We start from the raw sequence: 15,037 nt of genomic DNA on the forward strand, positions 1-15,037 counted from the left end.
CCCGCATTAGCGAGCTTTTATTTATAATTATAGGCTTAGCCCAAAGTCGAAAGACTAACGTTTTGTTAGTAGCTCGTTGATTGCACCTAAGAATTGTGACGGATCTTCCATTGAGCCTTTTTCAGCCAGCATAGCTTGGCCAAGTAGTAACTCAACCCAACGGCCGAATGCTTGCTCATCCGCTTCGTCAGCCATCTGCTTAACTAGCGCATGTTCAGGGTTAATCTCAAAGATGTACTTCACCTCAGGAGCAGCTTGACCCGCAGCTTCAAGAAGTTTAGCCATTTGAGTGCCCATCTCGAAATCATCGGTAACAACAACAGCAGGTGTAGTTGCTAGCTTGAATGTCGTGCGAACCTCTTTAACACGATCACCAAGATAAGATTGAGTGCGCTCAACAACAGATTTGAACTCTTCTTCTGCCTCTTTTTGCTTCTCTTTCTCTTCTTCGCCTTCGAATTTGCTTAGGTCTAAGCCCGCTTTGGTGATCGATTGGAACTGCTTACCATCAAAATCAGTCAGGTAGTTCATTACGTACTCATCAATACGATCGTACATTAGAACCACTTCGATACCTTTTGCTTTGAACTGCTCCAAATGCGGGCTGTTCTTGGCGGCAGCGTAGTTATCTGCTGTTAGGTAATAAATCTTGTCTTGGCCTTCCTTCATACGTTCAACGTAAGAAGCTAGGCTGATAGCTTGGTCAGCAGAGTCAACTTCCGTTGACGAGAAACGAAGTAAACCAGCGATTTTTTCTTTGTTCGCCATGTCTTCCGCTGGGCCTTCTTTCAGTACAAGGCCAAACTCTTTCCAAAACTCTAGATACTTATCATTGTCATTCTTCGCCATGCGCTCAAGCATAGTCAGGACACGCTTGGTACATGCGCCACGAAGAGACTGAGTTACCTTATTATCTTGCAAGATTTCACGAGACACGTTCAGTGGTAGATCGTTTGAGTCAATCAAGCCGCGAACGAAACGCATGTAAGATGGCATGAACTGCTCTGCATCATCCATGATGAATACTCGCTGTACATAAAGCTTAAGGCCGCTCTTATGGTCACGATTCATCATATCCCAAGGTGCTTTAGCTGGGATGTAAAGTAGGCTTGTGTAGTCGTTCTTACCTTCAACTTTGTTATGGCTCCACGTTAGTGGATCAGCAAAGTCGTGAGAGACGTGCTTGTAAAACTCTTGGTACTCTTCTTTCTCGATATCAGACTTGTTACGAGTCCAAAGCGCTTGAGCCTTGTTAATCTGTTCCCAATGTTTATCTTCGGTGTCTTTACCTTCGTCATCTTTAACCGCAGTTAAGATAGAAACAGGGATACCGATGTGATCAGAGTATTTACCAATGACTTCACGCAGACGCCATTCATTTAGGAATTCTTTACCGTCTTCGCGCATATGAAGAATGATATCAGTACCACGAGACTCTTTAGTGATGTCTTCGATGGTGTAATCACCTTCCCCTGCAGAGTGCCACTGAACAGCTTCATTACTCGCTAGACCTGCTGCACGTGTGCGAACCGTTACCGCGTCTGCAACGATGAATGCAGAATAGAAACCAACACCAAATTGACCAATCAATTGAGAGTCTTTGCTTTGGTCTTCAGACAGCTTTGAGAAAAAGTCTGCAGTACCCGATTTAGCAATCGTACCTAAATGCTCAATCACGTTGTCGCGGCTCATGCCGATGCCGTTATCAGAAATCGTTAAAGTATTGGTTTCAGCGCTAAAAGATAATTTTACGCCTAGGTCTGCATCACCTTGGTAAAGGTCACCGTTTGACAAGGCTTGGAAACGAAGCTTATCAGCCGCGTCAGATGCGTTAGAGATCAGCTCACGTAGGAAGATTTCTTTATTTGAATACAGTGAGTGAATCATTAGGTGAAGTAGTTGTTTTACTTCAGATTGAAAGCCACGAGTCTCTTTATTTTGCGTTGCTGTTTCGCTCATTTTTACTCCAAAACATCTATACTTTATGTTGAATAACCATAGGGGCGTAACACTTGATGCCACTCTTATGTTCATTAACATGAGGATGACAAATGTAAATTCAAGGTCAAAAATCATAAAAACACTGTTTTTTTGATCTGTTTTTATTATCCTTGAGCCTGATAAATATAAAAGAACATAAAAGAAGCCATGATTTGGTGAAGAATTAACGGAACTTCACCTGAGATTTGTCTATTTCGCAATCAAAATCATCCAAAATAGAAGAATTCAATGAGTAATATCGGCACAAAGTTTATTCTCGCACAGCGGTTCGTATTCGATCCAAATAGCAATTCACTTGTTGATCAAATGAGCGACGGCGAAGTCGTGCGCCTTGGCAGCAATGAAAGCCGCATTCTCCTGATGCTGTCAGAAAGACCCAATGAAGTTATCACTCGTAATGAATTGCACGAGTATGTTTGGCGAGATCAAGGCTTTGAGGTTGATGACTCAAGCTTAACGCAAGCAGTTTCGACCCTGAGAAAGATGCTCAAGGACTCGACCAAATCTCCAGAATTCGTAAAAACGGTACCTAAACGCGGTTACCAATTTATTGCAACCGTTGAACGCTCTGCACCACTTTCATCAAATGATCAGCCAGCAGCGGCTGAAATTGCAGAAAATGACGTAGAACCTATCTTAACGTTTGCAACGCCTACAATGACTGAAGAAGCAATGACTGAAGCTGTCGAGCCCGAGTCAATTACAAAGTTTCAAGAAACCAAAGTTGAAGTGGAACCAGCAACAACACCAACTGCGACCCCGGTTAAAAGCACCAATAAGTGGTTAGCGTTTTCGTTATTGCTTGCGGCTTTCATCATGCCAATTCTGGTTTTGACATTTACTAACCCAGCAGAGTCAGAATTCCGTACATTAACAGAAGTGGATGGTGTAAAGATTCAATCCCCAATCAATCATCCTGATCTCAGTAGTTGGCTACCTGCGATAGAGAAGTGTGTATTGCGCTACAACACTAATCACACTGGTATGCTGAAACCGACTGAGGTGATTGCAACAGGTGGACAAACCAACAACCTTGCCCTCAACTACATTCACCCGCAAGATTACTCTAGCGAAAATGTAACCCTAAGAATTTACGCAAACCAGTCGGATGTAAACGACATTTGTAACGGTGGTCAGTAACATGAAATTAAAAGTATCGATTATTTTACTGGTTCTATCTGCATTCTTAAGTGGTTGGTTATATTGGGGTAGCGATGCAAAAGTCGAGCGCTTGCTCACTCAGCATGAGTGGCAATCGAAAATGGTGACGCTGATTAGCGATAACAAGCAAGCAGACTCAATCGGCCCGCTGCGTAGAGTTGAGCTATCATCGAATGCGAAATACCTACCAAATGGTACATATTTGAGAATGTCAGTGGTTAGACTTTACGGTAATCAAACTGAGCCTGCGAATGTCATCAACATCTCTGAAACGGGTCAGTGGGATATTAACGACAACTACTTACTGGTTTCGCCAACGGAGTTTAAAGATGTGACTTCGGCTCAGCGCCAAGACTTTTCAGAAGAACAACTAGAGCTGATCACTCAAGTCATTAAGATGGACGCAGAACAAAGCCGCCGCATAGACATTGTTAATCCGAAGGCACTGCTACTGACTAGCTTAAATCATGGTTCTACAGTATTGTTTTCAAACTAAGATTGGAAAGCTATTTATTTCATTCCAACGACTAAATACCATGAAACGGTAAACCAATAGAAAAGGGGCATGAAGCCCCTTTTTTGTTAGCCGTTGGTATCAAATTACGGATGTAGCATTTTAAGGATTAACTATGAATACGGATCAACTAAATCTGACGCCAGCTAAAGAGACAGCAACAAAAGCGACAATCGCAATATACTATTGCCGTCAGTGTAATTGGATGCTTCGTTCTAGTTGGTTATGCCAAGAGCTGCTGCATACCTTTAGCGAAGAAATTGAACAAGTGAGCTTGCATCCAGACACCGGAGGCAGGTTCGAAATCTTTTGTAATGGTGTGCAGATTTGGGAAAGAAAAGCAGATGAAGGTTTTCCAGAAGCGAAAGTTCTGAAGCAAAGAGTGCGCAACATCATTGCTCCAGACAGGGACCTCGGCCACGTAGACTCAAAGTGAGCCTTTTCTAACGCCGCCGATTGAGTTTATTTAAAGCTCGCCACTCACAATTACGTCACCTTCAAGGCTAATGACTTTAAAGGTATTATTTTCATAGATGCCATGGCTCGCTGCGTGACCATCTCGTGGGAATGTCACCGAACTAGGGTTAAAGATAAAGATATCATCTTGGTATTCGGCAACTGGAATATGGGTATGCCCATGGGCAATAATATCACCCGCTTTTAGTGCTGGTCGTTTAGTGGTGTTATACAAATGACCATGGGTTAGAAAGATACGCTGACCTGATTCCAATAACACCCATGAGTAATCCATCATCATTGGAAAAGACAACAGCATTTGATCCACTTCACTATCGCAGTTACCACGAACGGCGATGATCTCTTGAGAAAACGCATTCAACTTCTCTGCAACCGCCGGTGGATTGTATCCTTCTGGAATCGGATTTCTTGGCCCATGATTCAGAATGTCACCCAATAGCACTAAATATTGCGCACCAGACGCTTGGTAGAGTTCTAATACCTTTTCTGTTGCTGGCAGCGAACCGTGTAGGTCTGAAGCAAAAAATAATTTCACACGTACTTCTCCATAAAATTTATGAGCCTATTGTACGTATCTAAATGCTACACGTCATCTCTCGCCATACCGTTGATCACGATATTATTGTAACTAACCATACCGACTATCTTGTTATCACGAACTACTGGCGCGCGACTGATACCAAAGCGTTCAAACAGGCGAGCGCAATACTTTACGTTCATCTCAGCAGACACGCTCAAGGCCGGCTTAGTCATAATTTCATAAACGTTGGTTCGCTTTGGTGAACGGTTCTTAGCCAGTACTTTTTTGGCGATGTCATTCATCAACACGATGCCGTACTCATCATCCTCATGACGTTTATCGACGATGATCGCTTTCACTTGGTGTTTTTTCGCCATCTCAATCGCTTCCAACACCGTGGTTAGCCCATCAATAATCACGTAAGTATTGGCCATTACATCGCCCACACGGATCTTTTCACTGGTACTCATAGTTCATCCTCCACAACCTTGGTTAATGTCTCAACTTGGTGCGCAACGCCTACAGCATCTTCCACATCGATCTGGACAGCTATTCCTTGTCCTGGCTCTTGGTCAAACTCCCCGACTTCACCAATGGTTTCTAAAATATGCCTCGCCAAATGCTCTTCAACCACAAACAGCAACACATCTTTTTGTACCTCTAACGTTAAACCAAAGAAGGTGCGCTTTTGGTTTAAGCCCTGCCCTCTGGCATTATTAATCACGGTTGCTCCGGTTGCGCCCGCATCACGCGCGGCATCGAGCACGGTATCTGTCTTACTCTCTTCTACAAACGCTAAGATAAGTTTAAAGCGCATCTTTGCTCTCCTTAGAGGTGTGTAAACGGTTTAACCATTGTGTTATTTGGGCGTAGCTCATCACTGAGATGATCGGAAACAAACTGGCAAACGCTATTAAGCCGAAACCGTCTATTACTGGGTTTCTCCCCGGTACGGTTGAAGCAAGCCCAAGCCCAAGAGCCGTCACTAAAGGTACAGTCACGGTAGATGTCGTCACCCCGCCTGAATCGTAAGCCAATGGAATAATGAGCTTGGGGGCGTAAAAGGTTTGAATCACCACGATGACATAACCACAAATAATGTAGTAATGGATAGGATCGCCCGCAACGATACGGTAGCTGCCAAGTGAGATACCGATGGCAACGCCTAATGCCACAGCGATTCTCAGACCATTCACGCTGATACTGCCACCAGATACTTGGTTCGCCTTAATCGCCACTGCAATCAAAGAGGGCTCGGCTATCGTGGTACTGAACCCAATACAAAACGCGAAAAGGTAAACCCAGTAATAATCAAACCAAGCCAAGGTAAGACCTGAACTGATCTTGAACTCAGTTAAAAAACTGGGCTCGGTCAATTGCATGGCCATTGTCTCCCCTAGAGGAAACAACGCGAGCTCCAACCCCATCAAAAAGAGGGACAACCCAAGAATGACGTAAAAGAAACCTATCAGCACTTTGCCTAAGTTATTCACTGGCTTGCGCAGCACCGCTAATTGAAAACCGAAGATGATCACCGCAATCGGAATCACATCCATGACAGTGCCAAGAAAGGTGTCGATAAATTGCTGAGCACTGATCATGTCACCACCATCCCGTAGACCATGACAAACATCATCGGCAGCAGTGAAGCAAAGGCGATCAAGCCAAAGCCATCAATCATCGGATTTCTCCCTTTAATCGCAGAGGCTAAACCCACTCCCAACGCTGTCACTAACGGAACGGTGATCGTCGATGTTGTCACTCCGCCGGAGTCATACGCAATCCCAATGATGTTTTCAGGGGCGAAAGCAGTGAGCACCACCACTCCAATATAACCTCCGATGATCATGTACTGGATTGGCCAACCTTTTAAGATCCGCAGCACGCCAAGTAAGATGGCGATCCCCACCGACAACGCTACCGTGAAACGCAGACCATCTGCATATTCTTCCATTTCATCTAACGTATTGGGGATGACGCCTCCCTCGGCAGCCACTTCCGCTGCTTCAGCCGCCACCGCGGTTAACGCAGGTTCTGCAATGGTGGTGCCAAAGCCTAAACAGAAAGCGAAGGTCAATAACCAAAACACGCTCCCCTTACGAGCAAAAGCTTGAGCCATCGACTCGCCAATTGGGAACAGACCCATTTCAAGGCCAAAGATAAAAAAAGTCAGTCCAAAAACCACCAGCACTAAGCCAGTTAGAATAGACAAAAGATGAGGGAGTGGCTCTTGCAAAACAGCAAGCTGGAAGAAAGCAATCACCGCCACGATCGGCAAGAGATCCCTTAGACTACCTAACATGGCTCGAAACAAAGCAAGCACAGCCGTCATCGCAACTCCTAGTCATTGAAATTGTGTCTGGTTATTAATTACTAATAATCATGGCAAATCCTTATCATTCCTTATGTGACAAATATTACGCAGTTGGTAACATATCCGAGTAAAGTCCATAAGTGTGATAGCGGTATACATCCTAACTTGATGAATTTAATTTCATTCTTTCGTAAATTGATACGGCGTAATTTAGGTATCACACGATTGAAACCAACTGATCGTTATAGTGATTTTTTCGTATTGATTGGCGTTCAAAAACAAGCCATGTCTATAATTATGTTTAATAGGGAGATTGGTATGAAGATATTGTTAACGGGTGGTACGGGATTTATTGGTTCTGAATTGGTCAAAAGTTGGAATACTGACGACGTGACATTGTTGACGCGGAGCCCCGAAAAAGCGAAGCAAAACCTAAATCATCTGAACCAGAATAACCTTCATTACATTCAATCTCTTGATGAACTCAGCGATCTCAATGACTTCGATGTAGTGGTCAATCTTGCTGGCGAACCTATCGCTGACAAGCGTTGGAGTGCGGAGCAAAAAGAGAGGATCTGTAACAGCCGTTGGCACATTACTGAAAAACTGGTCGAATTAATTCATGCCAGCAGCAACCCGCCGAAGGCTTTTATTAGCGGCTCAGCCGTGGGTTACTATGGTGATCAACAGCAACATCCGTTTGACGAATCACTACAAGTAGAAGATGAAAGCTTCCCTCACAAAGTTTGCGCGCATTGGGAAGAGATAGCCAAGAGAGCACAATCAGAAAGCACACGCGTGATACTACTGCGAACAGGTATTGTACTTGGTGAAAATGGCGGTGCGCTCAAAAAGATGCTTATGCCGTACAAACTCGGAGTTGGTGGACCGCTAGGTTCAGGCGAGCAATATATGCCTTGGATTCACATGCTAGATATGGTGAGAGCCATCAACCACTTATTGTCGATGCCTCACGCTCAAGGGGAATTTAATATGTGTGCCCCGCACCCTGTCACCAACAAACTGTTCAGCAGCACACTCGCCAAACAACTACGCCGACCGCATTTCTTGTTCACACCTAAATGGGCAATGTCGCTTCTGATGGGTGAATCTTCTTGTCTGCTTTTTGACAGCATTCGTTCTAAACCAAAGAAGCTCACTGAAATGGGATTTATCTTTAGTTATTCAAGAATCGAACCAGCACTAAAAAACTTGTTACAACATCAAGACTAATTCTTTACTCTAAAGCGATAGAGACTCTAATAAAGGATTAAGTGTGAACAAGTCGATTCTTATCACTGGTTGCTCAACAGGCATTGGCTATACATGTGCTCATGCACTTCAAAAACGCGGCTTTCATGTCATTGCATCTTGCCGTGACCCACAAGATGTTCAACGCCTTCAAGATGAAGGCCTCACTTGTATTCAATTAGATCTTTCCAACCAAGAGAGTATCGAGAATGGCGCCAAGCTTGCGATTGCACTCGCACCTAACGGGTTGTATGGGTTATTCAATAACGGCGCTTACGGTCAAGCAGGCGCGCTAGAAGACTTACCGACCCAGGGGCTCAGGGAGCAATTCGAAACCAACTTCTTTGGTTGGCATCATCTTGTTTGTCAGATCCTCCCGCACATGCGCGAACATGGTGAAGGCCGAATAGTGCAAAACAGTTCCGTATTAGGTTTTGCCGCAATGAAATATCGTGGCGCTTATAATGCGTCAAAGTTCGCGATTGAAGGCTGGACGGATACCTTGCGTTTAGAGTTGCATGGCAGCGGTATACACATCTCGTTACTACAACCTGGGCCAATTGAGACTCAATTTAGAACCAATGCCCTGAAAGCATTCAATAAATGGATCAACATTTCTGGCAGTGCTCACCAAGACGCTTACCAACAACAAAAAGACCGACTCGAAAAGGAGTCATCGAACAACGCTTTTGTTCTTCCGCCTGAAAGTTGTGTTGAGCCAGTTTATCACGCACTCACCGCAGAGAAACCAAAGCTAAGATACCGAGTTACGACCCCGACTAAAGTGTTCGCGGTATTGAAAAGAATTCTACCGAGTCGCTTGCTAGACCCTATTTTGAGAAAAGCTGCATAATTTTCTAACTTTGAATGCACAGTCGCAAACTTTAATGTAACGATGTAATTTTTCCGTAACAATAAGATGTCATGATTTATCCTATCTCATCAATTACTCCCAATTGGTGAATCTAATCTGGATATTTCATGACTTTAAACCGCCTTAATTGGGTAGGTGTGAGTGTGGCGATTACGTTGTTTATTCTGTTTTGAGTATCTCACGCAATACCTCACTGACCACCTCAATGATTACGCTATGCCTTCTATGTAGAGATAAACATCCTACCAACATCGAAGCATAGCGTTTTTTATTTTTGTCTCTTTTTACCTGAGATACCCCAGTTAGATCTTGAAGTTACCGACTTATCCCCCCATATTTGCAACGTATCCATAAACAAACCTCAAGGAACGTAAATGCAATCTCCGCATATTGTTGAACTTAATGAGCAGAACTTTCGTCAAGTATTAGAAGGTTCGATGCAGACCCCTGTACTCATCCAATTTTGGGCACCAATGAGCCAAGAGAGCGCCCAAGTCATTCCTGAACTGCAAACATTAACTCAGCAATACAATGGCGCTTTCACCCTAGCTTTATTGAACTGCGAGCAAGAGCAAGCCATTGCTAGCCAATTTGGGGTTCAAGCACTACCGACTATTGCACTGTTTGTTAACGGTCAGCCTGTCGATGGGCTTGGTGGCCCTCAGAGCTTAGAAGCCATTGTTGAAATGCTAAACAAGCACCTTCCTAGCCAAGATGAACTTGCATTACGTCAAGCTCTAGAGCAAATGCAAGCAGGTGAGCACACACAAGCACTGGCAGCAATGCAACAACTTCCAGCTGCGCTAACAAGCAAAGGCGAAGTAAAACTGGCGATTGCAGAGTGTTTGTTAGAAACGCAACAGTTTGATCTTGCTGAAACTCAACTAGCCACCATTCCTCTAGAGTACCAAGACAACTACTACAAAGGCTTAGTCGCGAAACTTGAACTTCACAAGCAAGCAGCAGACAGCCCTGAAATACAGGCATTAGAAACCGCTCTGCAGCAAGACCCGAATGATGCTAAGACTGCCTCAGAGTTAGCATTGCAATATCACCAAGTAAACCGCAACGAAGAAGCGATGGAGCTGTTGTGGTCTTTCCTAGCAAAAGATCTAAATGCTTGCGATGGCGATATGAAAAAAGAGTTCATGGACATCTTAAGTGCGCTTGGGCAAGGAAACCCAGTTGCCAGTAAGTACCGTCGACAACTTTACTCTCTGCTTTACTAACAAAACCCTAAAATCGTTAGATTAAACATCGAAAACTGACAATTTAATCAATTAGTTTATCGAATGAAACAATATAAAATGGGCCATAAAATCAATATTTTATGGCCCATTTCTCGTTTATAAATTTGCTCAGAATTTAAATATGAGCCAGTATCAATAGTGAACTATCAAAAACTTAAACTTACAAAGGATTTTGTATGGCTATTGATACATTGATTACTATTGGCGTCTTTACTGTCGTCGCACTACTGTTCATTTTCGCTGGTGTCAAAACCGTTCCACAGGGCAATAACTGGACCGTAGAACGCTTTGGCCGCTATACACAGACACTCAAACCAGGCCTAAACCTGATCATTCCATTTATCGATAAAGTCGGACAACGCATCAGTATGATGGAACGAGTTCTCGATATCCCAGCTCAAGAAGTCATCTCCAAAGATAATGCTAATGTCATGATTGATGCAGTTTGCTTCGTACAAGTTATCGATGCACCGAAAGCGGCTTATGAAGTAAATGACCTTGAGCATGCGATCCGTAATTTAACCCTCACCAATATCCGTACTGTACTTGGCTCTATGGAACTGGATGAAATGCTTAGCCAGCGTGACATGATCAATACCAAGCTGCTAAATATCGTGGATGAAGCAACTAACCCATGGGGCGTAAAAGTTACTCGTATCGAAATCAAAGATGTACAGCCACCAGCTGATTTAACCGCCGCAATGAATGCCCAGATGAAAGCTGAGCGAAACAAACGTGCCGACATTTTATCGGCTGAAGGTGTCAGACAAGCTGAGATCCTAAAAGCGGAAGGTCATAAGCAATCAGAAATCTTAAAAGCGGAAGGTCAAAAGCAAGCAGCAATCCTACAAGCAGAAGCTCGTGAGCGTGCAGCAGAAGCAGAAGCTAAAGCGACAGAAATGGTGTCGACGGCCATCGCTCAAGGTGACATGCAAGCGGTCAATTACTTTATTGCACAAGGTTACACCGACGCACTGAAGTCTATTGGCCAAGCTGAAAACGGCAAGATAATCATGCTACCACTCGAAGCGACTGGCCTAATGGGTTCTGTTGCAGGTATCGCAGAGATGTTTGCACAAAGCAACGACAAGGGTAGTAAGGACTAACTTATGTTCGAGTTACTAGAGCAAGTAAACCACTGGCATTGGTTAGCATTTGGTCTAGCGCTGCTAGCCCTAGAGCTGGTTGGTACTGCTGGTTACTTTTTGTGGATAGGCATATCTGCCATGTTGGTCGGGGCGCTATTAGGCGCGCTACCAATCGGTTGGCAGATGCAATGGTTGTCCTTTGCGAGTTTTTCACTTATCACCACTTGGTTGTGGTGGAGAAGACAACTATCGAATGACAAGCAGTCAGACGCAGGGCGAGAGCTAAATCAAAGAGAAAAACAACTTGTAGGGCAAACTGTTTTTCTTACCGAAGAGGTCAAAAGAGGTAACTGCCGAATTAAGGTAGGAGACTCTTCTTGGTCAGCAAGAGCTAGCCAAGATATTCCATCAGGCACAGAAATTAAGATTGTGGCATTAGACGGAATAATTCTAATAATCCAGCCTTTATAGCTAATTGACATATTAGGCCTACATTATCGATAAATGTAGGCTTTAATAACTTTAGAGAGCAAAGAACATTCGAATTATCATTGTGATAGATTGAATTGAAAAAAAAATAAGTTCTTATTTCGTAAAGCTAAAAAGTTTGATTGAGCTAAAAAGATATAAGAAAGACAGTTTTCTTATCCAAAATACATATGAATAGTTAACCTTACTCTCCCTTAATTATAATTATTAAAAATGTTAAGTCCGTCCAATTTTTGAAATTTTCTTTTCCTTGTCCATACTTTCAATTATCTCAACTAGAGATAAACCTAATGGAGTTTGTATGAGACATCTTTTAATAATTCTAACGGCTATTTTCAGCTTAACATTCGGAAGCGCTCTGGCGAGCAGTCAGTCTCCAGGTAACGGAAACATGGGGCCTATTGTTAAGTGTTCAGATGGAAACGCGGTCACTCATGTGCCATTGCTGATCTGCAAACACTATGGCGGAAAGGTGCTTTGATAGGTAACTAATGTCAGGCAAGTAATATTCTTTGTTGCCTGACACACTATTTGATTGCTAGGCGAGCTTTAAAGAAAAATATGTTATTTTCGGCCTGACAAATTGTTCAAAATTGGGCATTCGTTTGAAGCATCTCCCGGGCAATCATGCACCCAAGACTGTAACTGAGCCTTCATTTTATTTAACTCAGCAAGTTTCAATTCAATTTCATCTAACTTCTGAGTGGCCTTCTTCTTTACTTCGTAGCTTTGTCTGTTCGGATTCATTGCCAACTCGACAAGCGACTTACACTCATCGAGAGTGAATCCAACCATTTTAGCTCTCAGTACGAACTCTAACTGTTCGATATGAATATCGCCGTATTGCCTGTAACCATTTTCTGATCGGTGTGGTGGGCTCATCATGCCTTTACTTTCGTAAAAACGAATGGATTTAGCTGTTGTACCAACACGTTTCGCTACTTCACCAATATTCACTCTATTACCTACAATTCAAATTGTTACCTAAAACAAAGAGCGCGACCTAAAACAAAAAAACGCAGTACTGCTGTTATACAATACTGCGGTTGAAAAGCATAGCTAGAGACTTACGTTAGAGGATTACTCTTGCTCTAACAGCCAAATCATAGTTTGAGACTTTTCTTCGCTGTCTAGCTTATTGAACCAATATGAAACCATCTCGATTTCTTTTGAGCCTTCAATTGATGCTGGAGAAGCGTTCTTACGATTTTTGAATGCCCAATCTGTCACTGCAGACTGCTCTTCTTTTGTCGCTTGTCCATACCAGTAGTTAACCATCTCTTGAGCTTGTGAAGCTGTTGGTTCTTCAGCAACAACCGCTGCTACAGGTACCGCTACTGGGGCAACCGCGATCGCAGTATGATTATTCGCACCATTGTAGATCGTGTCGATATACGCTTTCGGCACAATAAAGTTTGTACTCATTGTTGAGTTTTGTCCATCAAGCGTAAACTCTAAATTTTTTTCTCTTGCTTGCTGGATATCAGCGTCGCTTAATGGAAATTTAATATATTGAGTCTTTGTACAGTGCTCGCTGCAACTTTCTCTTGGAACCTGTCTCTCTTCTAGCTCTATCGTCTTGCCGAAAAAGCTTACAGTTTCATATTCTTTATAGCTCTGGAAGTAGCTCACATCCATTATAATTGAAGATTCTGGAGCCGAATTCTGTGTTACTTCTTTGTTGTACGTAAAGTAGAGTGACGATTTCAAGATGTCTGCTCCAACATTCGCTTTACTTTCCGCAACGTAAGATTGCCCAGTTACCTGAATATAACCACCTTTAGGCTGTACATCCGCAACTGAATCTGAAAAATTACTTTTTGAATCGAGTGAACTACAAGCTCCCAAAAATAATGATAATACAACTACACTAACTTTATTCATTATGACTAATTCCTTATGTTCACTATGGAAAAACGCTGGCAAAATAATTTACCAGCGTTTTGATTCTCTTTAACTATTTTAAGCTGATAACTTTAGCTTAGAAACCGTACTCAAGACCAACGCGAGTTACGATATCTGTATCAGCGTCGCCAACAGTACGACCCGCTACACGTAGGTAAGGTACGAAACCGTTGTGAACTGCCATTAGCTGACCAGAGATAGTGTTGCTATCTGAGTTAGCTTCTTTATTACCGTTAAGTTCAGATTCTAGGTTCGCTGCATAACCCAGTTTGAAACCAATTGGACCATTCCAGTATTGACCAATAACAGAATAAGAATCTTGTGTTTGCTTGCGAATACCGTTGTCTAGCTCTTCGCCTTTAAATGCTGCCGCGATACCGAAGCCAGCAGGTAAGCTTGCTTCGAAACCAACGATATATGCGAACGTATCATCATCGTAGCCAGCAACTTCCGGAGCTTGCTCTGCATTACCATTTTCATCAAATGACCAGTCACCACCTGAAGCCGCGACTACACGAGTACCCGATTCAACAGCACCCATGAATGTCACTTTTTCGAAGCTGTACTTAGCGCTTGCACCAACGAAGTTTGCGTCACGAGTCGCGGCACCACCACCGTTGTCGTTATCATCACGACCAACAGAAGCTGCAAAAGAGAAACCACCAAATTTAGCTGAATCGTAACGTACTTGGTTAGATTGACGATCATAGTGACCATTGATGCCGCCCCAATCGAATACAGAACCTAGACCAGGGTTAGAGAATGGCCAATCGACGATTTCGTATAGTGGTGTAAGAACACGACCCACACGTAGGTTACCCCAAGAGCCAGAAGCACCAACGAAAGTATCACGGAAACCTAGAACACCGCCTGAAACGCCACCGTGAGACCAGTCTGTGCTATCTACGTAACCAGATTCGATCTGCATTGTGATAGTAACGTCTTCAAACATATCTTTGTGAGCACGGAAGCCGATACGAGATTCATTCTCAACAGCATAACCAGAGCTAGAGTCATTGTTGTCAGTTGTGTTGTAGTTAACTAAAGAGATAGCTGCAACACCGTATACGTCAACGTTGAAGTCAGAGTTGATACCAACTTCTTTCGCCATTACACCTGTCGATAAAAGTGCAACCGTTGCACCTAGTAGAGTACGTTTGAAAATTTTGTTTTCCATGGAATAAAACTCCTAA

At 43.3% G+C, this 15,037-nt stretch carries 17 protein-coding genes; 8 read left to right on the plus strand and 9 right to left on the minus strand.

Annotated elements, in window-relative coordinates; translation table 11 throughout:
* Positions 1-54 precede the first annotated feature (54 nt).
* Positions 55-1,959: a molecular chaperone HtpG gene (htpG, locus tag OCU90_RS12990; RefSeq protein ID WP_061024464.1), complete on the minus strand. Its 1,905-nt coding sequence runs from the start codon at positions 1,957-1,959 to the stop codon at positions 55-57.
* A 270-nt stretch (positions 1,960-2,229) separates the two neighbouring features.
* On the opposite strand from htpG, the gene OCU90_RS12995 reads away from it, so the two are divergent.
* The 3 genes from OCU90_RS12995 (at position 2,230) to OCU90_RS13005 (ending at position 4,112) form a co-directional block, all read left to right on the plus strand.
* Positions 2,230-3,141, plus strand: a complete 912-nt coding sequence (locus OCU90_RS12995; protein ID WP_061024466.1) for a transcriptional regulator — start codon at positions 2,230-2,232, stop codon at positions 3,139-3,141.
* A gap of 1 nt (position 3,142) precedes the next feature.
* Complete coding sequence (locus OCU90_RS13000) at positions 3,143-3,658, plus strand: regulatory protein ToxS (RefSeq protein WP_017066005.1); 516 nt, start codon at positions 3,143-3,145, stop codon at positions 3,656-3,658.
* A gap of 133 nt (positions 3,659-3,791) precedes the next feature.
* Positions 3,792-4,112: an Rdx family protein gene (locus OCU90_RS13005; RefSeq protein WP_061024467.1), complete on the plus strand. Its 321-nt coding sequence runs from the start codon at positions 3,792-3,794 to the stop codon at positions 4,110-4,112.
* Between the two features lie 30 nt (positions 4,113-4,142).
* Here the strand turns inward: OCU90_RS13005 and yfcE are convergent, their stop codons facing one another.
* From yfcE to OCU90_RS13030, 5 genes are read right to left on the minus strand one after another with little or no spacing between them, the layout of a single operon-like run.
* The gene (gene yfcE, locus OCU90_RS13010; RefSeq protein ID WP_004734243.1) at positions 4,143-4,688 is read right to left on the minus strand and encodes a phosphodiesterase; all 546 of its coding nucleotides are present in this window, start codon (positions 4,686-4,688) and stop codon (positions 4,143-4,145) included.
* A 47-nt stretch (positions 4,689-4,735) separates the two neighbouring features.
* A complete protein-coding gene (locus OCU90_RS13015) occupies positions 4,736-5,143 on the minus strand; it encodes a CBS domain-containing protein (protein WP_061024470.1) in 408 nt (135 codons plus the stop codon).
* A complete protein-coding gene (locus OCU90_RS13020) occupies positions 5,140-5,490 on the minus strand; it encodes a P-II family nitrogen regulator (protein WP_061024472.1) in 351 nt (116 codons plus the stop codon). The genes OCU90_RS13015 and OCU90_RS13020 overlap by 4 nt, the downstream gene beginning before the upstream one ends.
* A complete protein-coding gene (locus OCU90_RS13025) occupies positions 5,480-6,274 on the minus strand; it encodes a DUF1538 domain-containing protein (RefSeq protein ID WP_017106104.1) in 795 nt (264 codons plus the stop codon). The genes OCU90_RS13020 and OCU90_RS13025 overlap by 11 nt, the downstream gene beginning before the upstream one ends.
* The gene (locus tag OCU90_RS13030) at positions 6,271-7,005 is read right to left on the minus strand and encodes a DUF1538 domain-containing protein (RefSeq protein WP_048660868.1); all 735 of its coding nucleotides are present in this window, start codon (positions 7,003-7,005) and stop codon (positions 6,271-6,273) included. Before OCU90_RS13030 ends, OCU90_RS13025 begins: the two co-directional genes overlap by 4 nt.
* A gap of 300 nt (positions 7,006-7,305) precedes the next feature.
* Between OCU90_RS13030 and OCU90_RS13035 the strand changes: the two genes are divergently transcribed.
* The 5 genes from OCU90_RS13035 to OCU90_RS13055 all read left to right on the plus strand — a co-directional run bounded on the left by OCU90_RS13035 (position 7,306) and on the right by OCU90_RS13055 (position 11,921).
* Entirely contained in the window at positions 7,306-8,220 is a 915-nt protein-coding gene (locus OCU90_RS13035) for a TIGR01777 family oxidoreductase (RefSeq protein WP_061024474.1), read from the plus strand.
* Between the two features lie 43 nt (positions 8,221-8,263).
* Positions 8,264-9,091 (plus strand): SDR family oxidoreductase, encoded by an 828-nt coding sequence (locus OCU90_RS13040; RefSeq protein ID WP_061024476.1) that lies wholly within the window; start codon positions 8,264-8,266, stop codon positions 9,089-9,091.
* A 395-nt stretch (positions 9,092-9,486) separates the two neighbouring features.
* Positions 9,487-10,341 carry a thioredoxin family protein gene (locus OCU90_RS13045; protein WP_017084098.1) on the plus strand — a complete coding sequence of 285 codons (855 nt, stop codon included), beginning with the start codon at positions 9,487-9,489 and terminating at the stop codon, positions 10,339-10,341.
* Between the two features lie 197 nt (positions 10,342-10,538).
* Positions 10,539-11,468 carry an SPFH domain-containing protein gene (locus OCU90_RS13050; RefSeq protein WP_004734251.1) on the plus strand — a complete coding sequence of 310 codons (930 nt, stop codon included), beginning with the start codon at positions 10,539-10,541 and terminating at the stop codon, positions 11,466-11,468.
* Positions 11,469-11,471: 3 nt separating this feature from the next.
* A complete protein-coding gene (locus tag OCU90_RS13055; RefSeq protein ID WP_017079451.1) occupies positions 11,472-11,921 on the plus strand; it encodes an NfeD family protein in 450 nt (149 codons plus the stop codon).
* A gap of 582 nt (positions 11,922-12,503) precedes the next feature.
* Here the strand turns inward: OCU90_RS13055 and cueR are convergent.
* From cueR to OCU90_RS13070, 3 genes are all read right to left on the minus strand, one after another.
* A complete protein-coding gene (cueR, locus tag OCU90_RS13060; protein WP_017084100.1) occupies positions 12,504-12,896 on the minus strand; it encodes a Cu(I)-responsive transcriptional regulator in 393 nt (130 codons plus the stop codon).
* A 123-nt stretch (positions 12,897-13,019) separates the two neighbouring features.
* The gene (locus OCU90_RS13065) at positions 13,020-13,823 is read right to left on the minus strand and encodes a DUF2057 family protein (RefSeq protein WP_061024478.1); all 804 of its coding nucleotides are present in this window, start codon (positions 13,821-13,823) and stop codon (positions 13,020-13,022) included.
* A gap of 97 nt (positions 13,824-13,920) precedes the next feature.
* A complete protein-coding gene (locus tag OCU90_RS13070) occupies positions 13,921-15,021 on the minus strand; it encodes a porin (RefSeq protein ID WP_061024481.1) in 1,101 nt (366 codons plus the stop codon).
* Positions 15,022-15,037: the final 16 nt, after the last annotated feature.

It is taken from the genome of Vibrio splendidus (assembly GCF_024347615.1).
GTDB lineage: Bacteria > Pseudomonadota > Gammaproteobacteria > Enterobacterales > Vibrionaceae > Vibrio > Vibrio splendidus.